The organism is Pseudomonas sp. GW460-LB5 (assembly GCF_059423245.1).
This window is the reverse complement of the sequence record NZ_JBWKXT010000027.1, coordinates 48,126-70,584: the sequence shown is the minus strand read 5'-3', so window position 1 is coordinate 70,584 and position 22,459 is coordinate 48,126. Positions and strand designations below refer to the sequence as shown.

Genomic DNA, 22,459 nt, shown 5'->3' with positions numbered 1-22,459 from the left:
GCACCCTTTGCATGGAAGGAGATTGTCGTAGACTCCTCTACAGGTTCGATTCTAGAGGGGGGTGACTATCAGGAACGTTACCGCTGAATTACAAATTTGAAGGATTCCACCTCCCTCCTGATTTTCGTTTTAAGATTGATTCATCGATGATCACCATGCTGGTTCGGTGCATGAGGCAATGACACTTCAAGAAATAAATGAATATTTTTTTATTTGACACCCGAATACTTTTTTAATTTGAGATAAACAAATAATGCGTGTTCTAGTAGTGGAAGACGAAGCCAAAACTGCCGAATATCTTCAGCAAGGGCTTACCGAAAGTGGCTATATCGTTGACCGGGCAAGTAATGGTGTCGATGCGCTGCACCTGTTCCAGCACAACACCTACGGCCTGGTCATCCTGGATGTGAACCTGCCCAAGGTGGACGGCTGGGACGTGCTCGACACGATCCGCAAGACCAGTCGGGTTCGCATCATCATGCTGACCGGTCGTGGCCGCCTGCACGACAAGCTGAAGGGCCTGGACGGCGGCGCCGACGACTATCTAGTGAAGCCGTTCGAGTTTCCGGAACTGCTTGCCCGCATCCGCTCGCTGCAGCGGCGTGGCGACAAGGTGGTGGACCACCCGACCTTGCGGGTCGCAGACCTTGAGCTGGATCCGGGTCGCCACCGCGCGTTCCGGGGTGACCTGCGCGTCGAGCTGACTACCAAGGAATTCGCCCTGTTGCGCCTGCTCATGAGCCACCCAGGGGAAGCCCTGACCCGCTCGCAGATCATTTCCCTGGTCTGGGACATGAACTTCGACTGCGATACCAACGTGATCGACGTGGCGATCCGGCGCCTGCGCGCCAAGATCGACGATCCGTTCGAGAACAAACTTATCCACACCCTGCGCGGTGTGGGCTATGTGATCGAGGAGCGTTCATGAAGCGCTTCAGCCTGGCCGCCAGGTTGGGACTCAAAGTCGGCTTGATGAGCGTGATACTGCTGGTGCTGCTCTCTATCGTGGGCTACCTGATGCTCGGCCAGGCGCTGGAGCGCACGGCGCAAAGCAGCCTGATCACCAAGATGGGTGGCATGGCCCATAACCTATCGACCGTCGCGGATCTGTCCGAGGTCACCGCAGACTCCCACCAGTTGGTCGACCTTGCGATGGGCCACAACAACCTGTTCGTCAGCATTTTCGATACGGCAAACAGCCGAATCCCCCTGCTGACCATCGGCTCGAAAAAGATAACCACCGAACTCACCAGCTTTCCTGCCAACGATCAAGTGGAGTTCTACGAGTGGAACAACGAACTGGGCATGCCCATGCTCAGCGTTTCCCAGCTCATGCGTCTGGCTGACGGTACCCAGGTCGGTGTGTACATGACCGTGGATGAATCCTCCGATGCCGAATTGCTCCGGGCGATGCTGAGCTGGGCCCTGATGGCGTCACCCTTCATCCTGGCGCTGATCATGGTCGTGGCCTGGTGGACGGTACGCCGGGGCTTGCTGCCGCTTACGCGCTTTCTGAAAGTCGCGTCGAAGATCTCCACCGACAACATGCAGCATCGGCTGCCTACCGACCGCTTGCCGATCGAACTGCTGGAGCTCGCGGACGGCATCAACTTTATGCTGCACCGCCTGGACGGTGGCGTGCAGCAGCTATCGCAGTTCTCGGACGACCTGTCCCACGAGTTGCGTGCTCCGCTCACTAACCTGATGGGCAAAGCACAGGTGGCCCTGTCACGACCACGCAGCTCGGAGGAGTACCGTGAGGTGCTGGAATCCTGCGCCGAGGAGCTGGATCGCATGAAAAGCATGGTGGCCGACATGCTTTTCCTGGCACATGTCAGCCAGCCTGCAGCCTTGGTGCAATTCGAGACGGTGGCACTGGTCGACGAGGTGCAGAGGGTCAGTGACTTGTTCAGCCTGAGTGCCGAAGAGAGCGGCGTTCGGCTCGATGTGTCAGGCAGTGTCGATGTGATCCAAGGCAATCGCCTGATGATTCAACGGGCAGTGTCCAATTTGCTCTCCAACGCCATTCGCTACTGCCCACAAGGGCAGGCTGTAGTGGTGAAGGTTCACCGTGAGCAGGAGCACATCAGGCTCAGCGTAGGCAATCCAGGCCAAGGTATTCCGGAAGAGCACCTGCCTCATCTGTTCGAACGCTTCTATCGGGTCGACAAAGGGCGTGCGCGCAGCGAGGGAGGCACAGGCCTCGGGCTTGCCATCGTGCGATCGATCATGAGCCTGCACCAAGGCGTGGCGAAGGTAGAAATAACGGGCTCGGGCTTTACCTGGTTCCACCTGAGTTTTCCGGTGAACCGTCTCTGAGCCCAAGGCGTCTTTCAACATTGTAATTCGCGCCTCACGTTGTCGTCAGAGACGCTTCTTTAAGCTTCAGGGGTATCGAAAATCTCACGATCCATTGAGATCCAAACCCCTGGAGTTTCTGAAAATGCGACTGACCCAAGCGCTTCTCATCGGTGTACTGGCTGTTGGTGTGACGACACCGGTATTTGCCGAAGATGGCTACGACCGCTCGATCGAATTCAACAAGAAATTCCGCGAGGACCAGAAACGCCTCTGGGGTGAAAAAGACACCGCAGACAAAGCCAAACCGGCAGAGACCAAAGAAAAGGAAAACGCTAAAAGCCCATCCTAGGCTCATGGATGTGCTGTTTCTCTACTTCCTCCTTCCCCCTCGATCTTGAGGCAGGCGCTTGACCGCCTGCCCCGGATCACCCTCAAGCGGCATCCTCCTCAACGCATCGACAGCTGGACCGCCAGCCCCGCCAGTGCACTCATCACCAGCACCTGGATCACACCGCGCTTGAAGTAGAACAGGGCAATAGCGGCGGCCGCGGCGATAAGTGCGGAGGCCCACTCGAATCCTCCCCCAAAGCCGTTGGGCCAGAGCACGTGGTAACCGAAGAACAACGCCAGATTCAGGATCACACCTACCACGGCGGCGGTGATCCCGGTCAGCGGCGCTGTGAACTTCAGTTCGTTGTGCGTCGACTCCACCAGCGGACCGCCGGCAAGGATGAACAGGAACGAGGGCAGGAAGGTGAACCAGGTGACCAGCACAGCCGCCACCGCGCCCGCCAGGAACGGATGGTCGGTGCCGAACATCGGGTGGATGTAGCTGCCAATGAAGCCGACGAAAGTCACCACCATGATCAACGGCCCCGGCGTTGTTTCCCCCAGGGCCAGGCCGTCGATCATCTGCGTGGGCGACAGCCAGCCGTAGTGACCGACCGCACCTTGGTAGACATAGGGCAACACCGCGTAGGCACCGCCGAAGGTGAGCAACGCAGCCTTGGTGAAGAACCACCCCATCTGGGTCAGAGTGCCTTGCCAGCCGAAGATGACGGTCAGCAACCCCATGGGGAGCATCCATAGCGCCGCACCGATCAGGATCAGCTTGAGCAGATAGCTCCAGCGGAAACGGGCATGCGCGGGTGGCGGTGTATCGTCATCGATCAGCGCAGGCCCGTAACTGGCCTTCCCGGAGCCATGCTTGCCAGCGGTCACGAACTTGTCCGGCAGCACTTTTCCGCCGATGTAGCCCAGCACGGCAGCGGCCAGAACGATCAGCGGGAACGGGACGTTCAGGGCAAAAATGGCGACGAAGGATGCTGCGGCGATCGCCCATAGCCAGCCATTCTTCAATGCCCGGGAACCGATGCGGTGCGCCGCATGAACGACGATCGCGGTGACCGCCGGCTTGATGCCATAGAAGATCCCGGCAACCACCGGAACGTTGCCGAACTCGATATAGACCCACGACAGCCCGATCAGGATGAACAGCGACGGCAGCACGAACAGCCCGCCAGCAATCACCCCGCCCCAGGTCCGGTGCATCAACCAACCGATGTAGGTCGCGAGCTGCTGGGCCTCGGGCCCGGGCAGCAACATGCAGTAGTTCAGGGCATGCAGAAAGCGCTTCTCGCTGATCCAGCGGCGACGCTCCACCAACTCCTGGTGGAGGATGGAGATCTGTCCTGCCGGCCCGCCAAAGCTGATGAAGCCGATCTTCAGCCAGAACAGCAACGCTTCGAACAAGCCCACCGGGGTCGCTGGCTTGAGGGGGGCTTCGCCCGTGGCCAGCGTCGTCGTTTCAGCCATGACCGTTTTCCTCGTTGGCAAAGGCCGCCAGCAGCCCGTCGAAGATGCCGTTTGCCGCTGCCATCAGTTGGTTGTCATCGGTAATGCTCTCGCGCAGGCCCGCCAGGACACGCTCGATGCCGGACGCTTCCGCAGGCTGGCTGCCACCGACATCGAGGTAGTGAACCAGCGCGGCGATGCGTGAAAGGCCTGGAGCCTGCAGCACGAAGCTGTCGATCAGGGTTTCGAAGGTGACGCGGTGCCCGACATGGCTGAACGCGGCGCCATCGAAGTCAAAGCCCAGTGCATCGGCGGGGCAGTCGCTCGGGGATTCCAGCCAGAGGATTTCCGCGCCGCTGTCGATGAAGCGCTGGATGAGCCAGGCACAGGCCAGCCGGTCGACCCAGGGACGTCGACGGGTTGCCCAGCGACGCCCCTGGTAATGACTGTGGTCCAGCAGCGTGACGGGATGATCCTGAATGTGCGGTTCATCAGGTGAGAGGGCACGGCTGATTGCCGTCTCCAGCGCTTCCAGCGCGGTCTCCGTCTGCTGCTTCGCAACGCCGGGGAAGAAGTCGATCAGGGCCAACTGGGCGAAGCTCTTGCGCAGTTTTCTGACCTGGCGAGCGACCTGCAGGGCGTTCTCGGGAAGCAGTCCCTCCCTGCACGCGGCGACTTCGTCGCGCAGCTTGCTGTACTCCTCACTCCGGTCGAACAGGCCGGCGAAGCGAGTTTCTTCGTCCGGGAATGCCAGCAGAAACGCAGTGCCGCCGCTGACCGTCACATCGCGCTCCACGGACTCGAACGCCTCGCGGCCCGCGTCCTGCTCAGGCAACAGGTACACACCGTCGCGCAGCACGGCAGCGCCGCAAGCCTTCAACGCCCGCCAGGCACGCATACGTTCGGTCGCGTTGGCCGTGGGGAGTGCCAACACAAGAAGAAGCCAATTTTTCATGTAGAGAATCAAACATAAAATGTATGAATCTCTACTTTAGCTCTGTTCTCAGGAAAATGCACTGCCGGGATGAGGGTTCGATTCACTCACGTTGACCGTATCCCCCCAGGGGGGATACGCTAGAAACATGAATCACCCGCACTACCCGGAGGTAGCGCATGCTATCCGTTCTAAAAAATCGTACTTATCGACACCTCTTTCTGGCCCAGGTGATCGCCCTGGTGGGCACTGGTCTGGCGACGGTTGCCCTCGGGCTTCTGGCATTCGACCTGGCCGGCGCCCAGGCGGGAGCTGTATTGGGTACCGCGCTCGCCATCAAGATGGCGGCTTACATCGGCGTTGCACCGGTTGCCGCCGCGTTCGCCGAGCATCTGCCGCGCAAGGCGATGCTGGTCACCCTCGATCTGGTCAGGGCAGCGGTCGCGCTGATGCTGCCCTTCGTCACCGAGATCTGGCAGGTGTACGTGCTGATTTTCGTGCTGCAGTCGGCCTCTGCGGCGTTTACGCCAACCTTCCAGGCCACCATCCCTGACATCCTGCCGGATGAGCGCGAGTACACCCGGGCGCTTTCCCTTTCGCGCCTGGCCTATGACCTGGAAAGCGTGATCAGTCCGATGCTGGCCGCGCTGTTGCTTACGGTGGTCAGCTTCCACAGCCTGTTCGCGGGCACGGTGGTGGGCTTCCTGGTGTCCGCCGCGATGGTCGGTACCGTGGTGCTGCCCCTGGCGGCACGAGGACCCAAACGCAGCATCTATGAACGCACCACCAAGGGCATGCGGATTTTCCTGCGCACCCCGCGGCTGCGTGGCCTTCTTGCACTGAACCTGACGATCGCAGCCGCCAGCGCCATGGTCATCGTCAACACCGTGGTACTGGTGCAATCCAAGTTCGCGCTGCCCCAGAGCTCTACCGCCATGGCCTTGATGGCCTTCGGCGGTGGCTCGATGGTGGTCGCCCTGATGCTGCCCAAGCTGCTGGAACGACTGGACGATCGCAAGGCGATGCTGGCCGGCGGTGCCGTGCTGGTAGCCGGTTTGATCCTGGGTACCTTCGTCTCCAGTTACCCGGCGCTGATCCTGTTGTGGCTGGTGTTGGGTGCCGGCTACTCCCTGGCACAGACACCGTCCGGACGCATTCTGCGGCGCTCGTCCTCAGCCCAGGATCGACCTGCGCTGTTCGCCGCCCAGTTCGCCCTTTCACACGCCTGCTGGCTGATCACCTACCCGCTCGCGGGATGGTTGGGGGCAAGCGTCAGCCTGACGGCTTCGTTCATCGGACTGAGTCTGGTTGCCGCCGTAGCCTGGCTGGTGAGCAAGCGGATCTGGCGCCCGGAGTATGAGGAAGACGTGGTAGCGCACAATCACGATGACCTGCCGGAAGACCACCCGCACGTGGCCAACGGCAATGCGCATGCGCACTCGTTCGTCATCGATGACGATCACCGGAAATGGCCAAAGCCATAAAGCCCGCGTTGCACGGGTTCTATCGATGATCTTCGCGTAATCCAGAAAGAAACAGGGCCGCTTTAGCGGCCCTGTTTGCATCACTCGTGCGAGTGGCCGTGACCCGCATCGCCAGACTTCGATTCGGTATCAGTACCACCGCAGGCAGCCAACAGGCCGAGGAAGCTCAGCACAACGAGCGATTTGAGGATTTTGGTAGTCATCTTCAGCTATTCCAATTGAGATCAAAAAGTCGGGGCGAACAACAGGTTCGCCCCGGCGGGATTACTTCTTCACGTTCAGGTAGTCGCCAGTCGTGTTCAGCACGATGGTGACATCGGCGTTGGTGCGGTTACGCCAGAACCAGCCATGGGTGCCATCGAACAGCGCGGTCAGGTCGCCCTTGTCGCCTTTCACCTGACGCCCTTTGCTGTAGCTGTGGAAATCGCCTTGGGCGGCGTTGTAGATCTCACCGTGGGTGTCGTGGTTGACCGGGCCGGATGCGGTCCATTCATAGCTCACAGTGCTGCCCTTGAGCATTTCCAGCTTGATCTCCCGACCTTCGCCTGGCGTCAGGGTTACGGTGACCTGATCGGACTTGGCGTTGGCAGCAGGTTTGCTGGATACGGGAGCCGCGGGCTGAGGGGCTGCTGCCACTTGCTGTACGGGTGGCGCTACCGGTGCAGGTGCCGGTGCAGCAGCAACGACAGGAGCTGGGGCCGGAGCAGCTGCCGCTTTCGACGCAGCCTCGTCAGCCAAAGCCTCGGCAGCGAGGGTGATCTTGATCTCGCCCATTTGCGTCAGGCCCATGGCGCGGCCCAGGCCGGTCGGGTCGACCGCGTATTCCGAAGGCATCACCACGGTGACCAGCAGGCCCATGGCGACAGCCAGGGCAATGACGGTGGAACGAACGAGTTGGCGGCTGCTCGGCAATTCGCTTGCCGATGGGAGTGGAGAATTGAACATGATCAGGAGTCCTTAAGCGGTCAGAAACAGGCCGGAGATCTGGTAACCCATCAACAGGAAACCAGCACTCATCATTGCGACGTTGGCGGTATAGGCATGACGCCAGAAGCTTGGGGTCTGCCTCCAGAAGCCCATCAGGATCAGAATGGCGCTCAACGCCATCAGCTGACCGATCTCCACCCCTACGTTGAAGGCGATCAGGTTGGGGATCAGCCCATCGGGAGAGATCTCGTATTCCTGGATCTTGGTTGCCAGGCCGAAGCCGTGCAGCAGGCCGAAAATCAGCGTGGCGGCCTTGGTGTTCGGCTGATAGCCGAACCAGCGCTGGAAGGCGCCCAGGTTATCCAGGGCCTTGTACACCACCGAGAAACCGATGATTGCGTCGATGACGTACGAGCTGATGCTGACTTCCGTCAGCACGCCGATCAGCAGCGTCACCGAATGGCCGACCGCAAACAGCGTGACGTACAGGCCGACATCCTTCAGCCGGTAGAGGAAGAAGATGACGCCGAACAGGAACAGCAGATGGTCGTATCCCGTGACCATGTGCTTGGCGCCCATGTAGATGAAGGGGATCAGCATGACCCCGGTGCTTTCCTGGATGAAGCCCTTGTCACCCTCGGCCACGGCATGGGCCAGAGCTTCTGGCATGCCGATGAACAGCGAGGCGACGAGCAGGAACAGCAGATACAACAGGTGGCGTGAACGCATGGCGAACAGGCCCCCACCCTTTAGGGAGTGCGAATGCATGGATCAATCCTTTCTTGCAGTGATTGTTGGCCGCAGAGCGGCCTTGGTCAGGAAGCAAGCACAGGACGGGGTGGGCGTTCGATACGGAAGATGGGGGGCCAAGGCACGGAATCGCCCAGCATGGCCAGGTGTACCGAGGCTTCGAAATGACTGGAGAAGTGGATTGCAGCTGGTATCTGAGGCGTTTCGTGCTGGTGATCGGGCGTCAGGGGGGAGTGGTAGTGATCAGAGCACTGCGCACAACTCAGGGACGAGTCGTGGGAGTGATCATGAGTCAGGCTCTGGGCGCTCTTTGCCGTGATTTGCGAGAGGACGGAAAGTGAATAGGCATGACCGGTCCAGGCCAGCAGAAAGGCCATTGCCAAAGCCACGATCATGGTCGCTGAAAGAAAACGACGAGACATCCCAATGCTTATCCGGTTGAAACACGGTGTGAAATAGCGCGTTTGACCCAACCCCCCCAGGGGGATAGCATGCAGAGCGTAAAGTATCGCCGTCTGAGACTCAAGTCATGTCAGAACACGTTCACGACCAACCGCATGGTCACGCTCATACCCACCAGACTCACGACGCCATCATCAAACGCCTCAAGCGAGCGGACGGCCACCTGCGCAGCATCATCACCATGATCGATGAAGGACGTGAATGCGTGGACATCGCCCAGCAGCTCCATGCTGTTGAAAAGGCCGTGTGCCAGGCGAAGCGGACACTGATCCAGGACCACATCGACCATTGCCTGGAAGACTCGGTGACAGCCCTGAGCAAGGGCGACCGTTCGGCACTGGACGAATTCAAGCAAATCACCAAATACCTGTAGGCACGGTGCTCGGTTGTTGAATGTTTGAGTACGGCGGTTACCTCGGCCTGTTTCTGGCTGCATTCGGCGCGGCAACCCTGCTGCCCATGCAATCGGAGGCAGTGCTGGGCGGACTGCTGATATCCGAGCGTTTTTCCACAGCCATCCTGCTGGTGGTGGCCACCACAGGCAACGTACTCGGATCGGTTGTGAACTGGCTGCTGGGACGAGGTATCGAGGCTTATCGCGAAAAGCGCTGGTTTCCGGTAAAGCAAGCGGCCTTCGAAAAAGCCAAAGCCTCCTATGAACGTTACGGGTACTGGTCGCTGCTGCTCAGTTGGGTACCCATCATTGGAGACCCGCTAACCGTGATCGCCGGCGTGATGAAAGAGCCGCTCTGGCGGTTCGTCCTGATCGTCACGCTCGCCAAGGGCGGACGGTATCTGGTCCTTGCGATTCTCATCCTGGAGAACCTGAGTTGAGCGCGTACGAATCACCACCTTCGCGGGTTGAACGACACAACGGACAGGACCTCATCAAGTGGATCGCCCTGCTCACGATGGTGCTCGACCACATGCGTCTGGCATGGCCATCACTGGATAACCTGTTCATTCTGGGACGCCTCTCGTTCCCGCTGTTTTGCCTGGCGATCGCCGTGAATGTCTGTCGAACGGAAGTTGGCGCGTTGTTCACTCGCAGCAATGGCCGCTACCTAAGGAAGGTCTGAAGTAACCCTGTATTTCCGGTCGACTTCAGCCCTTGCTGCTTTTGAAAGCGGGCCGTCGATCAAAATCGACCAGGTAACCCGCTCAGTTCTCCGTTTTTGGCCGCCGCGAGCACCTCGCAGCAGCCATTTTCCGCATTAGGGGGCATGCCGAGATAAGGCAAAAATTAGGACATTCGTTCTGTAACCTGCTGTATCTAAAGGATTAACTTTGAGAGGCGCTGCTCAGTAGTGGCGGCTAAATATTGATCAATTATCTATGCCGAGATAATTGCAGATAATTCCCGCCGTCCGTACCCAGCGCGAGTTCATAAGATTGGAGAAATGCCGAGTTAGAGGGCCTGCGAACAGCTTTGGTCGAGGCTTTGCGCTTCGACGCATAACGGCTGCTTAGTACTGGGGGCTCTCCCAGAAGCGACAAAGGCGGCCTCAACGAGACCGCCTCAAACCAAGTTTCATCACCGGTACACGCACCCGGGAGAGGAAGCTCTTGGGCAGGTTTCAATAATAACACCGATCAAAGCGTCACTGCCAAAGCCCTCTCGCACTGCCGAGTAGCCTTCAGATAGTGTTCATTCGCTCTCTCTCGAAGCTACGGTGCGGATGGTTCGAGACCATCATGCGCAAACTCGGGGCCAAGATGACATTATCAAATGGCCAATTATCCTGGAGGCAGTTATGGAAAGGCTCCGCGAAAAACTGGATTTGCCGAGAGGCCACTACTATCTGCACGTCGCCGTACTGGCGGGCCTGCCGGTGTCGTTGATCTCCGATTTGGCAAGCGAGTTGGAGCGATCGCCAGCGCAGATCGCGCAGTGGATCACTGCGTCCCCCGGCAGTGCCGTGATGTCTATACAGGCTGGTGAGGTGTTCTGTCGTCTTATCGAGATCCTCGATGCGCTATTGGAGCTGTACGATGGGGATCTAGGAGGTGCGCTCCACTGGCTAACGGCACCGAATGTCGTGCTGTCCAATGAGAGGCCGGTCGAGGGGGTTTGGGGAGCAACGGAACAGAAAGTGCACTTAAGCCCAGCGCCTGCCCGCAAACCCTTGTGGCGTCTGGTTAGTTCGGGAAAACCATCGTTTTGTCGAACCATTGCATCGCCCTTTGTGATTGGCGTATAAACACACAAACACCTATTAGCGGAGAACGCTATGAATACCATTCGCTGGAATGTCGCCGTCTCGGCCGACACCGACCAGTCGCTTCGGATGTTTCTGGCCAGCCAGGGCGGCGGCCGTAAGGGCGACCTGTCGCGCTTCATCGAAGAAGCGGTACGGGCACACATCCTGGAGCTGAGCGCTGAGCAGGCCAAGGCCGCTAACGCCCATCTGAGTGAGGCAGAATTGACCAACGCGGTTGACGAAGCGCTCGACTGGGCACGTAAGCGCTGATGCGGGTCGTGTTGGATACCAACATCCTGTTCAGCGCCCTGATCTCGCCACATGGCGCGCCCGATGCGATCTACCGTGCCTGGCGGGCGGCGCGTTTCGAGGTGGTGACCTCGCGGATGCAACTCGATGAAATTCGTCGAGCCAGCCGCTATCCCAAGCTTCAGGCCATCCTACAGCCCGCCAAGGTGGGCGCCATGATCAATAACCTGCAACGGGCTGTGGTACTGGAGCGCCTGACCATCGAGGTCGAAGCCGATGATCCGGATGACTCGTTTTTGCTGGCCATGGCCTTGGCGGGCGATGCGGACTACCTGGTAACCGGTGATCGCCGCGCCGGCCTGCTGCAACGCGGGCACATCGAACGCACGCGGATCGTCACGCCCGCCGTGTTCTGCGTCGAGGTGCTGTGATCAATGCCGGTCGGTTTTCTGACTCAAGAGCAACGCGACGGTTTTGGCCGCTATGTTGATTCGCCCAGCCGTGAAGAGCTGGAACGTTACTTCCACCTGAGCGATGAAGACCGTGAAGCCATCCAGGTGCTGCGGGGTAGCCATAACCGTCTGGGTTATGCCGTTCTGCTGACCACCGTCCGCTTCGTTGGCGTTCTGCCGGACAAGCCCGCCGCCGTGCCGGTGGAAGTCCTGCAGGTGCTTTGCCGACAACTGGCGATTCCAGACCCCGACTGCCTCCAGCGCTATAGCGATCATCGCCGCTGGATACATGCCACCGATATTCAGAACCGCTTTGGCTATCGTCATTTCACCGATCCGGGCATCGGCTTTCGCTTGAGCCGCTGGCTGTATGCCCTCTGCTGGACGGGCACCGACCGGCCGGGAGTGCTGTTTGAGCGAGCCACCTCGTGGCTGTTCACACAGAAAGTCCTCCTGCCTGGTGTGTCTCAACTAGAGCGCTTTATCGCCCAGTTGCGCAGTCGGGTCGAAGAACGCCTCTGGTTTACGCTGGGCCGCAGCGTGACTGAGGAACAGCGATTGCAACTGCAAGACTTGCTGACGGTGGCCGAAGGCAACCGCAGCTCCCGGCTGGATCAATTGCGCTCCGGCCCGGTCATGGTCAGTGGCCCCGCGTTGATTCGGGCACTGCGCCGGCTCGATGACGTGCGCGGCATCGGCATCACCTTGCCGGCGGCGGCGCACATCCCTCCCAGCCGTATCGCCGCCCTGGCCCGCTTCGCCAACACGGCCAAGGTCACCGCGATTAATCGGCTGCCGGCGTCGCGGCGGATGGCGACACTGGTGGCCTTCGCACTCTGCCTGGAGGCGACTGCGCACGACGACGCACTGGAAGTCCTGGAGGCCTTGCTGCGCGACCTGTTCAGCAACGCGGAGAAGGCCGACAAGAAAGCCCGCATGCGCAGCCTGAAAGACCTGGATCGGTCGGCCGCGACGCTCGCCGCCGCGTGCAAGGTCGTGCTGGACAGCTCGATCAGCGATGACAACGTGCGCGCCCGGCTGTTCAACGACCTGCCGAGGACCACCCTGGAAAAGGCCCTGGAAGAGGTCAACGCGCTGATCCGCCCGGTAGATGACGTCTATTTTCTTGCATTGGAAGCGCGCTACCGCAGCGTGCGCCGCTTCCTGCCCGACCTGCTCAAGCACATCCGCTTCGGCTTCAGCCCGGCCGGCAAGGGCGTGGCGGCTAGTCTGGAGTGGCTGCAACTGAACCTGCCGCGCCGGAAGCCAGAGGATGACGCGCCGCAGGAGATCGTGGCCAAGGCTTGGCAGAAGCACATCACCCGCGAAGATGGCTCCCTCGACATGGGTGCCTATGTGTTCTGCACGCTCGATGCGCTGCGCACGGCCCTGCGCCGCCGCGATGTCTTCGTCTCGCCCAGTTGGCGCTATGCCGACCCGCGCCTTGGCCTGCTCGACGGTGCCGAATGGCTGGCGGCGCGACCGATCATCTGCCGGTCACTGGGCCTGACCATCGACGCCAAAACCACCCTGGACGCCTTGTCCGTCGAGCTGGATGCAACCTGGCTGGCAGTAGCCGCGCGCCTGCCCGACAACCCGGCGATTCAACTGAGCGAGAACACCGAGGGCAAGACCGAACTGTCGCTCGGGGCGCTGGACAAGCTGGACGAGCCCTGCTCGTTGCTGCAACTGCGGGCGGCCGTGTCTGACCTGATGCCGCGTGTCGATCTGCCGGAAATCCTCTTGGAAATCGCCGCCCGCACTGGCTTTTCCGAGGCCTTCACCCATGTCTCCGAACGCAATGCACGCGCCGACAACCTGGTCACCAGCCTCTGCGCGGTGCTGTTGGGCGGGGCCTGCAACACCGGCCTGGAGCCCTTGATCCGCACCGACAACCCGGCGCTGCGCCGTGACCGGCTGTCCTGGGTCAGCCAGAATTATATCCGCGACGACACCCTGTCAGCGGCTAACGCCATCCTGGTCGGAGCGCAAAGCCAACTGGAACTGGCCCAAGTCTGGGGTGGCGGCGAGGTCGCCTCCGCCGATGGCATGCGCTTCGTCGTACCGGTGCGCACCGTGCATGCCGGCCCCAATCCGAAGTATTTCGGCACCGGCCGGGGTGTCACCTGGTACAACCTGATTTCCGACCAATTCTCCGGCCTCAACGCCATCACCGTGCCCGGCACGCTGCGCGACAGCCTGGTGTTGCTGGCGGTCGTGCTGGAACAGCAGACCGAGTTGCAGCCGACGCAAATCATGACCGACACCGGGGCCTACAGCGATGTGGTGTTCGGGCTCTTCCGCCTACTTGGCTACCACTTCAGTCCGCGGCTGGCCGATGTCGGCGGTACCCGCTTCTGGCGCACGCGCCCGGACGCGGACTACGGCAAGCTCAACGGGCTGGCCCGCCAGTCGGTCAAACTCGACCTGATCGCCGAGCACTGGGACGACCTGCTGCGCCTGGCCGGCTCGCTCAAACTCGGCCGGGTGCCGGCGACTGGCATCATGCGCACGCTGCAAACGGGAGATAGACCCACCCGGCTGGCCCAAGCGCTGGCCGAATTCGGGCGGATCGAAAAGACTCTGCACACGTTGACCTATATCGACGACGAGTCCAAGCGCCGCGCCACCCTGACCCAGTTGAACCGAGGCGAAGGCCGGCACAGCCTGGCCCGCGCCGTGTTCCACGGCAAACGCGGCGAGCTCCGCCAGCGCTACCGCGAAGGCCAGGAAGACCAGCTCGGTGCTCTGGGCCTGGTGGTGAACATCATCGTGCTGTGGAACACCCTCTACATGACGGCGGCCGTGGAACGGCTCAAGCAGCACGGCTATCCAGTGCTGGAAGAGGATTTGGCCCGGCTATCGCCGCTGATCTACGAGCACATCAACATGCTCGGGCGGTATTCCTTTGCGGTACCGGAAGAAGTTGCGCGCGGCGAGCTGCGGCCACTGCGTAATCCAGACGACGACCTGTGATCCCCCTAAACGCTATGAGCAACACCCAAGCTGCTGCTGGATCGGCGGGCACTTCACCGAGCCGAACGAACAGAAAACGCAGCAATCCCCTGGGTTGGGGCGCAGCAGCGCCTTGCAGTTGCTGCACTCGTAATAGAACTGGCAGGCGTCCGTGGGCATGGTTTCCGGCTTGGCGAAGCCGCAGCGCGGGCAAGTCAGCACGGACTCAAGGACAATGGCGCTCATCGTGACCTCACTTCTGCACTGTGGAGGGGTATCCCGCGTTCGCGGTCGCCTCAGTCAGTGCCTCGGGCTGGGCCTTATCGGGATCGTAGGTGACGGTCGCCGTCTTCTGGTCGAAATTGACCTGGACGTCACTCACGCCGGACACCTTCTCCAGCGACTTCTTGACCGTGATCGGACAGAGTCCGCACGTCATGTTCTGCACGTCGAGCGTGACGGTTTTCGGGGGAGCCGCCAGCGCCACGAAGGGCAAGGCGAAAAGCACGGCGATCAGCAGTTTGCGCATGGTTAATCTCCTTCAGTAGAACAGCGGGGCGAGCCACGGCACGGCCAATAGGCCGAGCAGCAGCACGCTGACGATCCAGAACACGAGTCGCTGTCGCACGAGCGTGCGCGGATCGGCGCAGGGTGTACCTGGCGTACAAACCTGTGGCACCAGGTAGAGCTTGCGGAATGCCAATCCCAGGAACAGTAGAGTCAACCCGATGAAGAGGGGGCGTAGTGGCTCCATCATGGTCAGAGCGCCCACCCACGTACCGCCGACACCGAGTGCCAACAGCACCAGTGGCCCGACACAGCACACCGACGCACCGATGGCGGTCAGCGAACTCGCGACCAGCGAGCCTTTCCCGGTGAGTTGCATCCCCATTCCCATCTCCTGAGCCTGATTGCCTAGGTGCTATTCTAAACTCCGTACCAAAGTACGGAATCAAGGAGAAAGTGATGGCCACAGAGCTGACCATTGGCAAGCTGGCAGACGCCGCCGGGGTGAACGTCGAGACGATCCGCTACTACCAGCGACGCGGGCTGCTGGATGAACCAGCCAAACCCTTGGGTGGCCATCGGCGCTATCCGGTGGACATGGTGAAGCGACTGCGTTTCATCAAGCGGGCTCAGGCGCTGGGTTTCACGCTCTCGGAAGTCGGTGGACTGCTGACGCTGGATGAGTCGTGCGCCTGTGCCGAAACGCGAGCACGGGCTGCACGCAAGCTCGCGTTGATCGAGCAGAAGATGGCCGACTTGGTCGTCATGCAGCAACTGTTAGGCGAACTGGTGCAGCAATGTGATGCGGGAGACGGCGGAACGATCTGCCCGATCATCGAGGCACTGATCAGAGAGTAATGCCTGGCGGGTGAGCTGGAGATCGGAAAGCCCCTTTACGGTGGGATTCAGAGCTTACGTTGGTTTTTGGTTCCATTGCTCCCCAAACCCCTAGCCGATCCCGAGGTAATGCCCTGGTGGCCAAGCTGAGTAGCAATACGTTTCGAACACCTAACGCATATATGCTTTAGGGCATCTAAGCGCTTCTGTGCTTGCGGATCCAAGGGCGCAGCTCTTGGTCGCCGAAGGCTGCTCCTACGCTGCAGCAGTTCGCGCACGCAAAATCGTCCAGCGAGCGAGGCCCCAACAAGGGCCAGAGCGAGCGGTGCAGTTGTCCACGGACCAGGTGTGCATCATCGCCTGGGCGGTGGGCAACTGCAGGGCGATTTCCCGAGCCATGCACTTGCTCCCACGCGAGCTGCTGCAGCGCCCGGCCTGCTGGCCGGCTCGCCCTCGATCTTGATTACCAGGTGGGATGGGCCGTCCCGGCCGTGAGGCCGGGCTAAAAGTTGCCCCTCGGCCGTACGATACAAACGGCAAGCGGAGCGCGCAGGCCGTAGGCCGGAGGCGTGAGGATGGAAGCCCGAAGGGCCAAGACCCGGCGCGCTTTTGGCCGGGGCTTGGTTCACGACAGCCGCCCCCCGAAGGGGGCACGCACAAGGAAGGGAATCAAACGTCTTTCGGAGCCTGGCCAACTCGGGCGCTATGCCAACCTGGCCACTTTAGGAGGTTGTTCGGGCCGTTGCTGGCCAGCCACTTCTCAAGGTAGGCCAGCTGGGAGGGATTCAGCTCGGTGAGTTTGGGCAGCGTTGGAGCCGCTTCAACCTCGGCCTGCAGATCCAGCACGAAATCAGGACCCAACTCGTCCAGTTTGGCCAGCACACCGTCAACGGCTTTCAGCAACTGCTGGGGATCGCCGCCTCGATCAGCGTACTCGCCCAGCATATCGGACCATTCGTCCTGCTGCGCATCCCATTCCTTGGCTTCATCATCCTGTTGGTTCAGCTGGTCGGGGTCTATGGCATTCATGCCATGCGCTCGCTCTAGCCAGTGTTCGGCTAGCATGCGTTCATCGCTGCCGTTGCTACCGAAGCGATCAGCCCGAGGATTGCTTCCGTAGTTCTGAATGCCGGCCAGGTCGCCAATGAAGCTTTCGAGCAGATCGGCAGGCTTCATCTGATGCCGGCGTGCTTCCCACTCGAATTCGGGTGGAATGCGTACAGAAACGACTTCCGTTTCATCAGGCACAAATTCGCCGTTGGCCCCTGGGACAAGCCCTGCAGGAGCGAGAAAACCGGTAGGCCGACTATCGCAACGCCATCCGCATTGCGAGTGCGCTCGATGATGGGGCCACTTCCCATGATTCAGCGGCACCATTTGAAATTCATCGTTCGTGGTGTCCAGTTCGTACACGCGGCGTAGACTCTGATCCTGGTAGGCCCTGAAAATCATGGCGCCGTGTTCAGCTGCAGACAGAAATTTTGATGGCAGCACATAGCCCATTTTGCCTATGTCACTTTCGTTCACTGAGCGAGTAGCACGCAGAACATGCTGTTTGCCCTGGTACTCAACGATCAGTTGGGGCGTTGCCCCGTCATCGCTGAGTTGGCCACCTACCAGGGTGACGTTGTGAATAGAAACCGAGTGAGGCCATCCTACGGGGAAAATGAGATCATCTGACGACGACATTTGTCTCTCCTTGTGACGTCATAGAAGGGCTGGCTTGCCAGCCCTCGCGGCGGATTTAGGCATCGTTCCCGGTCGGCTTGGCGCCCCGGAAAGGCAAAGATTCGTAGGCAATAAATGCGTAGAAAGCAGTCACTCCACCAGGTACGACATACATGACCAGCTTGGCCAGGAATATCGCCATGGCCTGAGCGTTAGCAGCAAGATCCATGGTCGAGGTGGCAGGCTCCGCATACGCTTGAAAGCCAACAGCCAAGACCAGTATCACGGCCACAAGGTAAGCAAACATCAGCTTCGAATGTTGGCGAACTGGTTTTGAGAACACCAGCAGAGCGCCGCTTACGCAAAGGGATAGTGCGTAATAGCGGAACGTCCAAACTGTGAATCCAAGCGAATCCGCACCGGCTCCCAATAGCTGGGCGAAACCGATGACAGCGCAAGCCATTGCAAAGCCGGCCATCACCGACCAAAACAAACCCACGATGGTTTTCATACCAATTTCCTTTTGTCGTTTACTTCGGTTTTTGCGGCGCCGGTTGCGGGTATGGCTTAGCCATTTCCCGTACCTGCTCCGCCAGATCAGGGGGCAGCCACACCAAGACGGGTACCAGCTCGCCGGCGCCGTGGTCCTCTAGGATCTTTCGCACGCGCTTAACCGCTGCGTGTGCTGTCTGCTTGCTCATCCCCCTTGCCTCCGCCACATCCGTGATGCGCTGGCCATCGACTAGAACAGCCTTGGCTATCTCGACGGTCGAGATAGCCAGGCGTTTGGAAGCAAAGAGGGGCGCAACCTTCTTCCATTCTTCTTTGGTGTACATCGGCTGCATTCATCAGCTCCTAGGGTCAGTGTTCAATCAGCCGCGGCCCCCCAGCCTCGCTGATGCGTTGCCAGATCTCGCAATGCGTGATCGTTGGCAGTGCAAGGAACGACCAGTATTGACCGCGTGAACGGGCGTACACGCGCACCAGGTCGCCAATCTCGGGGGCCTGCAGTATGAACGAATCGCCGGCCTCGCCGGCGTGATAGTCGAGCACCTGAGCGCGGCTAAGCGCGAAGTCATACCGGGTTTCGGTAATGCGCGCCGGCTGGGTGCCGTGGGCGGCTTCCTGAGCTTTCAGAAAACCCACTTCATCCCCCAGCACAGCGCCGGGGTGTCTTACCTGGATCTCTGGCAGCATGAGCCAGGTTCCGCGCGCGGCCCAGGCATTCGGGCCGATTTCGCGGGCATAGTCGATGATTGCGGTTTGGCCGGGTACATAGAAAACTTTTTGCATGGCTGCGATCTCCTTGCATGGTGCAGACCGGGCGCACTGGGCGCCCGGCCTGGGGCTGTTAGGCGGCTTGGCGCAGGTGCTGGGCCAGAACCCACAGGGCGCGATTGAGCTTCACGTCCTGGTCAATGCCGGAGACGGCACGGGTGCTGGTACGGCGCCCTTGTTTGTTGCGGCCTCGCAGCCCTCCTTTGATGGTGTTTTCCTGTACGCGGTTGAAGGTCGACCAAAGGTCATTGGTGGCGTCTTCGCGGCGACGCGGTGCCAGCAGCTGGCTTGCAGTTACCGGCGCTGGGCCGTCCGCTGGGTCATAGCGGTAGGCAAGTGCTGCCTCGGCGAAAGCGTGCTGCAGGTCGTTGCCCAGCTGGATGCTTTTCATGGTTTCGCGCTGATCCTCGATCAGCTCGAACTGATTCAGGACTTCATACGCGCCCTCGATCACATCCCCGATAACATCCTGGCGACCGCTGTGGCGCACTTTCTGGTCCATCGCGGCCTCGCCCAGCACCAGGCCATTGGCGCATACGAAACGGAAGCAACCGCCCATCATCTGGTAGCTGCTGGTGCCGTCGTGGCTGTTCAGCAGGATGATTTCGTTGGCTTCCTTGGCCACGATGGTATTGGCGTGACGCAGGCGGATCATGTGCTTGGTGTGTTCGCGCTTGTCGGTGTTGCGCACGCGGGTTTGGCAGGCCATGAACGGCATGAACCCTTCACTGCGCAGCGCTTCGAGTACGTCGACGGTGGGAATGTAGCGGTAGCGATCGGAGCGGCTTTCGTGCGCTTCCTCGGCAAAGATCGAGGGAGCAACACGGGCGATCTCGTCGTTGCTCAGTGGGCTGTCGCTGCGGACCATGCAAGGGTTACGGAAGTTGCTGGATAGACGCATTTTTGTATCTCCTTCGCGATTTGCCTGGAGCGGTTGCCGCCGCTGGTTCCAGGCTGTCGAGGCGGGATTGCTTCGACAGGGTTAGTATCGCAAAGGGCTGAACATAAGTCAACTATCAGTCAAATCTAATTTGACCGCCTGTCGACAAAAAGCCCGGCTGATTTGCCGGGCCTCTTTAAGCTAAGGCTGACCATTGCCAACCCGCGACCGCTGCCACCCCTATCACGATTGCCCAAAGGCTAACCGCTTTACCAAGCCAGGTTTGGCTACGTGCTGAAATCACCATGCCGATTATCGCGAGCCCTAGCGCGAGATATCCGTAATCTTTCGCATAGTCGGAGCGACCGACCATGAACATGGCCCCCAACAAAATCAGCGCGTGAATGAAGGCAAGTAAACGCATTTACTCACCCCCCGGATTGCTCTGTGCTTCTTCACACATCACGTTACGGCCATCCATTTTATACATCTTGCCAGTCGCCCAGTCGTTGAAATGAAAGACTGCATGACACGCGTCCTGGACGTTGTCGCGGTCTATTTGCTCAAGGTGAGCGTTTTTCATTTTTGCATTCACAATCCCATGGTATTTCACGGGCACCAGGGAAATGTCCTCTGTTGAGGTCAGTGTCACATAGACACTTGATTTCCCGTCGACATAATCCCAGTCGGTCGTGTTCATGGTCGCGCCTTTCATGACGGCCAGCGTATTGAGAGTGATCTTGCCAGCCGCATCGTTTGCAGATGCGGCCTGGTAGCTGAGGCCAAGACCAATTGCGGCTATCAAGCACGATAGGTTTTTCATTCAAACTCCGTATTTACAAAGCCCAGCTTAGCGCTGGGCTGGTTACGCTCGGACTGGCCGGCATCGGATTACTGAAGGTGCCAGCTGAAGCGGTACGGATCCATGAACGGTATGTCGTCATCGAAGCTGTCAAAGTCCGCTGCCGGCTGAGGTGCAGGCTGCTGAGGTGCAGGCCGCTGCTGCGGGCGCTGTTGACGCGGGGCTTGTTGGCGGGGTTGCTGGTTGCTGCCGCCCTGGTTGTACGGATCACCGCCTTGTTGTTGGTTCTGCGGGCGACCGCCTAGCAGCTGCATCGTGCCTTGCATGTCGACAATGATTTCGGTGGTGTAACGCTTGATACCATCCTTCTCCCACTCGCGGGTCTGCAGCTTGCCTTCGATGTAGCATTGCGAGCCTTTGCGTAGGTATTCGCCGGCGATCTCGGCCACCTTGCCGAACAGCGACACACGGTGCCATTCGGTGCGCTCGACCTTCTGGCCGGTCTGCTTGTCGGTCCACTGCTCACTGGTGGCCAGGCTGAGGTTGGTCACAGCGTTGCCGTTGGGAAGGTAGCGGACTTCTGGATCCTGGCCGCAAGTACCGACCAGGATTACTTTGTTTACGCCACGGGCCATGATGAATCTCCTTTTCCGTCTGGGTTAGTCGTTCTCGAAGCAACCGCAAGGGCAGGTCATGCTGTCCAGGCCATGACTGCAAATGCCGTTATCGGCGTCTTCCTGGCGCTGCGCCTCGCGTTCACTGGCCGACATATAGCCATACGCATCGCGGGCGTACGCAAAGACTTCTGCCACTCCCTCGGCTTGCTCATCGGTGCCAAACGCCGAATCCATGCTTGCACAGAAGGCGTTGTGCACCATGGTGTCATAGGTGGGATAGCGCTTGCATGCCGCGCCATAGAGGTCGTCTACCTTGCGCTCCATCGCCTCGATGTTCGATTCAGTGACCGGTGCCCAAATCTTTTTGGCGAAGTTCAGAAAGTCGCCTGGGGTGAGCCAGTTGCCAAAAGTTGGGGCTTGCGCGGTGATAGTCATGGGTAGCTCCTTCGCGGTTTACCTGGAGCGGTTGCCGCCGCTTGATCCAGGCCGTCGAGGCGGAATTGCTTCGACAGAGTTAGTATCGCAAAGGGCTTCGCCAAAGTCAACTATTGGTCAAATCTAAATGGACCATTTATCGAAATTCTCGCACGCGAGAAAATACCGCTTTTAATTGCGTCGTACGCTTGACTGCTCTGCCGAGCTGCTTTAATGCCGAGTGTTTGGGCGCGGGAACTAACGCTTTTCAAAGCAGCAGCCGCGCAGCGGATGCCGCCTTGCTCTTTGGGAATGGAAGCACACCACCGCTGGGTGGATCTGCTCGGCAGCCTTCGGTAGGACGCGGTAAGCCCGGACTATCCAGAGCCAGGCCGCGTGCAAGGGGTCGTGGAATACCGCAGAGAGCGCAGCGAACAAGGATATGCCGCGAAAGCCCCTTGCAGGCAAGGCCTGGTGGCGGATAGGCCATTGGGGCGTCCGCTTCCTACCGATGGTTGCTGAGCTAGCCGCAGTGGTTGCCTGGAACGACCGGCAAGCGGAGCGCGCAGGCCGAAGGCCGGAGGCGTGAGGATGGAAGCCCGAAGGGCCAAGACCTGGCGTGCTTTTGGCCAGGGCTTGGTTCACGACAGCCGCCCCCCGAAGGGGGCACGCACAGGGCTCATGGCGCAGCGGCTTCTTCAATGACACGTGCCGTATTCGGCGAAACACCTTGGGGGACATACACCTTGATGCGTGGACTCTCAGGTGTCGATGAAACCGCTGGATAATGCTCTTGCTGATAGCGCGCCTTCTCCTGGTTCTTTCTCTCAATACGACGTTGAGTCATGTGCCATGATGAGAACATTTCCACAACGAAAATAAGAACGCCTCCAGCCACGCAGAGAATTACGGGCCAACGGCTCCGGCGTTTATCTAAACGATTCATA

29 protein-coding genes and 1 pseudogene are annotated in these 22,459 nt (G+C 59.8%); 12 read left to right on the top strand and 18 right to left on the bottom strand.

Features of this window, described 5'->3' with window-relative positions; genetic code table 11:
- Positions 1–253: 253 nt before the first annotated feature.
- The 3 genes from AC07XM_RS17415 (at position 254) to AC07XM_RS17405 (ending at position 2,650) form a co-directional block, all read left to right on the top strand.
- Complete coding sequence (locus tag AC07XM_RS17415; RefSeq protein ID WP_003288515.1) at positions 254–928, top strand: heavy metal response regulator transcription factor; 675 nt, start codon at positions 254–256, stop codon at positions 926–928.
- Positions 925–2,319: a heavy metal sensor histidine kinase gene (locus tag AC07XM_RS17410; protein WP_003089080.1), complete on the top strand. Its 1,395-nt coding sequence runs from the start codon at positions 925–927 to the stop codon at positions 2,317–2,319. Before AC07XM_RS17415 ends, AC07XM_RS17410 begins: the two co-directional genes overlap by 4 nt.
- 124 nt (positions 2,320–2,443) lie before the next feature.
- Positions 2,444–2,650 carry a hypothetical protein gene (locus tag AC07XM_RS17405; protein ID WP_003089081.1) on the top strand — a complete coding sequence of 69 codons (207 nt, stop codon included), beginning with the start codon at positions 2,444–2,446 and terminating at the stop codon, positions 2,648–2,650.
- 98 nt (positions 2,651–2,748) lie between these two features.
- Here AC07XM_RS17405 and chrA read toward each other — a convergent pair whose 3' ends face one another.
- Both chrA and AC07XM_RS17395 read right to left on the bottom strand, forming a co-directional pair.
- A complete protein-coding gene (gene chrA / locus AC07XM_RS17400) occupies positions 2,749–4,116 on the bottom strand; it encodes a chromate efflux transporter (RefSeq protein ID WP_003089083.1) in 1,368 nt (455 codons plus the stop codon).
- Positions 4,109–5,050, bottom strand: a complete 942-nt coding sequence (locus AC07XM_RS17395; protein WP_023095846.1) for a chromate resistance protein ChrB domain-containing protein — start codon at positions 5,048–5,050, stop codon at positions 4,109–4,111. Before AC07XM_RS17395 ends, chrA begins: the two co-directional genes overlap by 8 nt.
- 158 nt (positions 5,051–5,208) lie before the next feature.
- On the opposite strand from AC07XM_RS17395, the gene AC07XM_RS17390 reads away from it, so the two are divergent.
- Positions 5,209–6,513: an MFS transporter gene (locus AC07XM_RS17390; protein WP_003089087.1), complete on the top strand. Its 1,305-nt coding sequence runs from the start codon at positions 5,209–5,211 to the stop codon at positions 6,511–6,513.
- Between the two features lie 80 nt (positions 6,514–6,593).
- Here the strand turns inward: AC07XM_RS17390 and AC07XM_RS17385 are convergent, their stop codons facing one another.
- From AC07XM_RS17385 to AC07XM_RS17375, 3 genes are all read right to left on the bottom strand, one after another.
- Positions 6,594–6,716: a hypothetical protein gene (locus AC07XM_RS17385; protein WP_016713062.1), complete on the bottom strand. Its 123-nt coding sequence runs from the start codon at positions 6,714–6,716 to the stop codon at positions 6,594–6,596.
- Between the two features lie 61 nt (positions 6,717–6,777).
- Entirely contained in the window at positions 6,778–7,458 is a 681-nt protein-coding gene (locus AC07XM_RS17380) for a hypothetical protein (protein WP_003089089.1), read from the bottom strand.
- A gap of 12 nt (positions 7,459–7,470) precedes the next feature.
- Positions 7,471–8,208, bottom strand: coding sequence for a HupE/UreJ family protein (locus AC07XM_RS17375; protein WP_003089091.1), 738 nt, complete (start codon positions 8,206–8,208; stop codon positions 7,471–7,473).
- Between the two features lie 511 nt (positions 8,209–8,719).
- Between AC07XM_RS17375 and AC07XM_RS17370 the strand changes: the two genes are divergently transcribed.
- The 7 genes and pseudogenes from AC07XM_RS17370 (at position 8,720) to AC07XM_RS17340 (ending at position 14,530) form a co-directional block, all read left to right on the top strand.
- Positions 8,720–9,025, top strand: coding sequence for a metal-sensing transcriptional repressor (locus AC07XM_RS17370; protein ID WP_003089094.1), 306 nt, complete (start codon positions 8,720–8,722; stop codon positions 9,023–9,025).
- Between the two features lie 20 nt (positions 9,026–9,045).
- Positions 9,046–9,486, top strand: a complete 441-nt coding sequence (locus AC07XM_RS17365) for a YqaA family protein (RefSeq protein ID WP_003089095.1) — start codon at positions 9,046–9,048, stop codon at positions 9,484–9,486.
- A pseudogene (locus AC07XM_RS17360) lies at positions 9,483–9,719 on the top strand (TraX family protein); the annotation flags it as partial. The gene AC07XM_RS17365 and the pseudogene AC07XM_RS17360, both read left to right, overlap by 4 nt.
- Positions 9,720–10,406: 687 nt before the next feature.
- Positions 10,407–10,853: a hypothetical protein gene (locus tag AC07XM_RS17355; protein ID WP_003288519.1), complete on the top strand. Its 447-nt coding sequence runs from the start codon at positions 10,407–10,409 to the stop codon at positions 10,851–10,853.
- 30 nt (positions 10,854–10,883) lie between these two features.
- On the top strand, positions 10,884–11,123 hold the full coding sequence (locus tag AC07XM_RS17350; protein WP_003089107.1) for a ribbon-helix-helix domain-containing protein: 240 nt from the start codon (positions 10,884–10,886) through the stop codon (positions 11,121–11,123).
- Positions 11,123–11,533 (top strand): putative toxin-antitoxin system toxin component, PIN family, encoded by a 411-nt coding sequence (locus AC07XM_RS17345; RefSeq protein WP_003150546.1) that lies wholly within the window; start codon positions 11,123–11,125, stop codon positions 11,531–11,533. Before AC07XM_RS17350 ends, AC07XM_RS17345 begins: the two co-directional genes overlap by 1 nt.
- 3 nt (positions 11,534–11,536) lie before the next feature.
- Positions 11,537–14,530, top strand: a complete 2,994-nt coding sequence (locus AC07XM_RS17340; RefSeq protein WP_003089110.1) for a Tn3 family transposase — start codon at positions 11,537–11,539, stop codon at positions 14,528–14,530.
- 12 nt (positions 14,531–14,542) lie between these two features.
- On the opposite strand, the gene AC07XM_RS17335 is transcribed toward AC07XM_RS17340, so the two are convergent.
- The 3 genes from AC07XM_RS17335 to AC07XM_RS17325 are packed head-to-tail and all read right to left on the bottom strand — an operon-like array spanning position 14,543 to position 15,401.
- On the bottom strand, positions 14,543–14,755 hold the full coding sequence (locus tag AC07XM_RS17335) for a GDCCVxC domain-containing (seleno)protein (protein WP_003089113.1): 213 nt from the start codon (positions 14,753–14,755) through the stop codon (positions 14,543–14,545).
- 7 nt (positions 14,756–14,762) lie between these two features.
- A complete protein-coding gene (gene merP, locus AC07XM_RS17330; RefSeq protein ID WP_003150552.1) occupies positions 14,763–15,038 on the bottom strand; it encodes a mercury resistance system periplasmic binding protein MerP in 276 nt (91 codons plus the stop codon).
- Between the two features lie 12 nt (positions 15,039–15,050).
- Entirely contained in the window at positions 15,051–15,401 is a 351-nt protein-coding gene (locus AC07XM_RS17325) for a mercuric transporter MerT family protein (protein WP_003089115.1), read from the bottom strand.
- A gap of 74 nt (positions 15,402–15,475) precedes the next feature.
- Between AC07XM_RS17325 and merR the strand changes: the two genes are divergently transcribed.
- Entirely contained in the window at positions 15,476–15,874 is a 399-nt protein-coding gene (gene merR / locus AC07XM_RS17320) for a mercury resistance transcriptional regulator MerR (RefSeq protein ID WP_003089120.1), read from the top strand.
- 648 nt (positions 15,875–16,522) lie between these two features.
- On the opposite strand, the gene AC07XM_RS17315 is transcribed toward merR, so the two are convergent.
- The 10 genes from AC07XM_RS17315 to AC07XM_RS17270 form a co-directional block, all read right to left on the bottom strand.
- Positions 16,523–17,542 carry a hypothetical protein gene (locus tag AC07XM_RS17315; RefSeq protein ID WP_103406157.1) on the bottom strand — a complete coding sequence of 340 codons (1,020 nt, stop codon included), beginning with the start codon at positions 17,540–17,542 and terminating at the stop codon, positions 16,523–16,525.
- 55 nt (positions 17,543–17,597) lie between these two features.
- Positions 17,598–18,032, bottom strand: a complete 435-nt coding sequence (locus tag AC07XM_RS17310) for a hypothetical protein (protein WP_102667808.1) — start codon at positions 18,030–18,032, stop codon at positions 17,598–17,600.
- A gap of 19 nt (positions 18,033–18,051) precedes the next feature.
- The gene (locus tag AC07XM_RS17305; protein WP_102667807.1) at positions 18,052–18,366 is read right to left on the bottom strand and encodes a TrfB-related DNA-binding protein; all 315 of its coding nucleotides are present in this window, start codon (positions 18,364–18,366) and stop codon (positions 18,052–18,054) included.
- A gap of 16 nt (positions 18,367–18,382) precedes the next feature.
- Positions 18,383–18,814 (bottom strand): hypothetical protein, encoded by a 432-nt coding sequence (locus AC07XM_RS17300; protein ID WP_102667806.1) that lies wholly within the window; start codon positions 18,812–18,814, stop codon positions 18,383–18,385.
- Between the two features lie 58 nt (positions 18,815–18,872).
- Entirely contained in the window at positions 18,873–19,700 is an 828-nt protein-coding gene (locus tag AC07XM_RS17295) for a DUF932 domain-containing protein (RefSeq protein ID WP_102667805.1), read from the bottom strand.
- Between the two features lie 175 nt (positions 19,701–19,875).
- Complete coding sequence (locus tag AC07XM_RS17290; protein ID WP_102667804.1) at positions 19,876–20,103, bottom strand: hypothetical protein; 228 nt, start codon at positions 20,101–20,103, stop codon at positions 19,876–19,878.
- Positions 20,104–20,502 (bottom strand): hypothetical protein, encoded by a 399-nt coding sequence (locus AC07XM_RS17285; protein ID WP_102667803.1) that lies wholly within the window; start codon positions 20,500–20,502, stop codon positions 20,104–20,106. It abuts the gene before it with no gap.
- Positions 20,503–20,570: 68 nt separating this feature from the next.
- Positions 20,571–21,116, bottom strand: coding sequence for a single-stranded DNA-binding protein (locus AC07XM_RS17280; protein WP_102667802.1), 546 nt, complete (start codon positions 21,114–21,116; stop codon positions 20,571–20,573).
- Positions 21,117–21,140: 24 nt separating this feature from the next.
- On the bottom strand, positions 21,141–21,533 hold the full coding sequence (locus AC07XM_RS17275; RefSeq protein ID WP_102667801.1) for a hypothetical protein: 393 nt from the start codon (positions 21,531–21,533) through the stop codon (positions 21,141–21,143).
- 658 nt (positions 21,534–22,191) lie between these two features.
- Complete coding sequence (locus AC07XM_RS17270; protein WP_146018906.1) at positions 22,192–22,458, bottom strand: hypothetical protein; 267 nt, start codon at positions 22,456–22,458, stop codon at positions 22,192–22,194.
- Position 22,459: the final 1 nt, after the last annotated feature.

Coding starts and splice junctions, on each gene's coding strand:
- AC07XM_RS17415 (WP_003288515.1), top strand. CDS start 254: ATGCGTGTTCTAGTAGTGGAAGACGAAGCCAAAACTGCCGAATATCTT.
- AC07XM_RS17410 (WP_003089080.1), top strand. CDS start 925: ATGAAGCGCTTCAGCCTGGCCGCCAGGTTGGGACTCAAAGTCGGCTTG.
- AC07XM_RS17405 (WP_003089081.1), top strand. CDS start 2,444: ATGCGACTGACCCAAGCGCTTCTCATCGGTGTACTGGCTGTTGGTGTG.
- chrA (WP_003089083.1), bottom strand. CDS start 4,116: ATGGCTGAAACGACGACGCTGGCCACGGGCGAAGCCCCCCTCAAGCCA.
- AC07XM_RS17395 (WP_023095846.1), bottom strand. CDS start 5,050: ATGAAAAATTGGCTTCTTCTTGTGTTGGCACTCCCCACGGCCAACGCG.
- AC07XM_RS17390 (WP_003089087.1), top strand. CDS start 5,209: ATGCTATCCGTTCTAAAAAATCGTACTTATCGACACCTCTTTCTGGCC.
- AC07XM_RS17385 (WP_016713062.1), bottom strand. CDS start 6,716: ATGACTACCAAAATCCTCAAATCGCTCGTTGTGCTGAGCTTCCTCGGC.
- AC07XM_RS17380 (WP_003089089.1), bottom strand. CDS start 7,458: ATGTTCAATTCTCCACTCCCATCGGCAAGCGAATTGCCGAGCAGCCGC.
- AC07XM_RS17375 (WP_003089091.1), bottom strand. CDS start 8,208: ATGCATTCGCACTCCCTAAAGGGTGGGGGCCTGTTCGCCATGCGTTCA.
- AC07XM_RS17370 (WP_003089094.1), top strand. CDS start 8,720: ATGTCAGAACACGTTCACGACCAACCGCATGGTCACGCTCATACCCAC.
- AC07XM_RS17365 (WP_003089095.1), top strand. CDS start 9,046: ATGTTTGAGTACGGCGGTTACCTCGGCCTGTTTCTGGCTGCATTCGGC.
- AC07XM_RS17355 (WP_003288519.1), top strand. CDS start 10,407: ATGGAAAGGCTCCGCGAAAAACTGGATTTGCCGAGAGGCCACTACTAT.
- AC07XM_RS17350 (WP_003089107.1), top strand. CDS start 10,884: ATGAATACCATTCGCTGGAATGTCGCCGTCTCGGCCGACACCGACCAG.
- AC07XM_RS17345 (WP_003150546.1), top strand. CDS start 11,123: ATGCGGGTCGTGTTGGATACCAACATCCTGTTCAGCGCCCTGATCTCG.
- AC07XM_RS17340 (WP_003089110.1), top strand. CDS start 11,537: ATGCCGGTCGGTTTTCTGACTCAAGAGCAACGCGACGGTTTTGGCCGC.
- AC07XM_RS17335 (WP_003089113.1), bottom strand. CDS start 14,755: ATGAGCGCCATTGTCCTTGAGTCCGTGCTGACTTGCCCGCGCTGCGGC.
- merP (WP_003150552.1), bottom strand. CDS start 15,038: ATGCGCAAACTGCTGATCGCCGTGCTTTTCGCCTTGCCCTTCGTGGCG.
- AC07XM_RS17325 (WP_003089115.1), bottom strand. CDS start 15,401: ATGGGGATGCAACTCACCGGGAAAGGCTCGCTGGTCGCGAGTTCGCTG.
- merR (WP_003089120.1), top strand. CDS start 15,476: ATGGCCACAGAGCTGACCATTGGCAAGCTGGCAGACGCCGCCGGGGTG.
- AC07XM_RS17315 (WP_103406157.1), bottom strand. CDS start 17,542: ATGTCGTCGTCAGATGATCTCATTTTCCCCGTAGGATGGCCTCACTCG.
- AC07XM_RS17310 (WP_102667808.1), bottom strand. CDS start 18,032: ATGAAAACCATCGTGGGTTTGTTTTGGTCGGTGATGGCCGGCTTTGCA.
- AC07XM_RS17305 (WP_102667807.1), bottom strand. CDS start 18,366: ATGCAGCCGATGTACACCAAAGAAGAATGGAAGAAGGTTGCGCCCCTC.
- AC07XM_RS17300 (WP_102667806.1), bottom strand. CDS start 18,814: ATGCAAAAAGTTTTCTATGTACCCGGCCAAACCGCAATCATCGACTAT.
- AC07XM_RS17295 (WP_102667805.1), bottom strand. CDS start 19,700: ATGCGTCTATCCAGCAACTTCCGTAACCCTTGCATGGTCCGCAGCGAC.
- AC07XM_RS17290 (WP_102667804.1), bottom strand. CDS start 20,103: ATGCGTTTACTTGCCTTCATTCACGCGCTGATTTTGTTGGGGGCCATG.
- AC07XM_RS17285 (WP_102667803.1), bottom strand. CDS start 20,502: ATGAAAAACCTATCGTGCTTGATAGCCGCAATTGGTCTTGGCCTCAGC.
- AC07XM_RS17280 (WP_102667802.1), bottom strand. CDS start 21,116: ATGGCCCGTGGCGTAAACAAAGTAATCCTGGTCGGTACTTGCGGCCAG.
- AC07XM_RS17275 (WP_102667801.1), bottom strand. CDS start 21,533: ATGACTATCACCGCGCAAGCCCCAACTTTTGGCAACTGGCTCACCCCA.
- AC07XM_RS17270 (WP_146018906.1), bottom strand. CDS start 22,458: ATGAATCGTTTAGATAAACGCCGGAGCCGTTGGCCCGTAATTCTCTGC.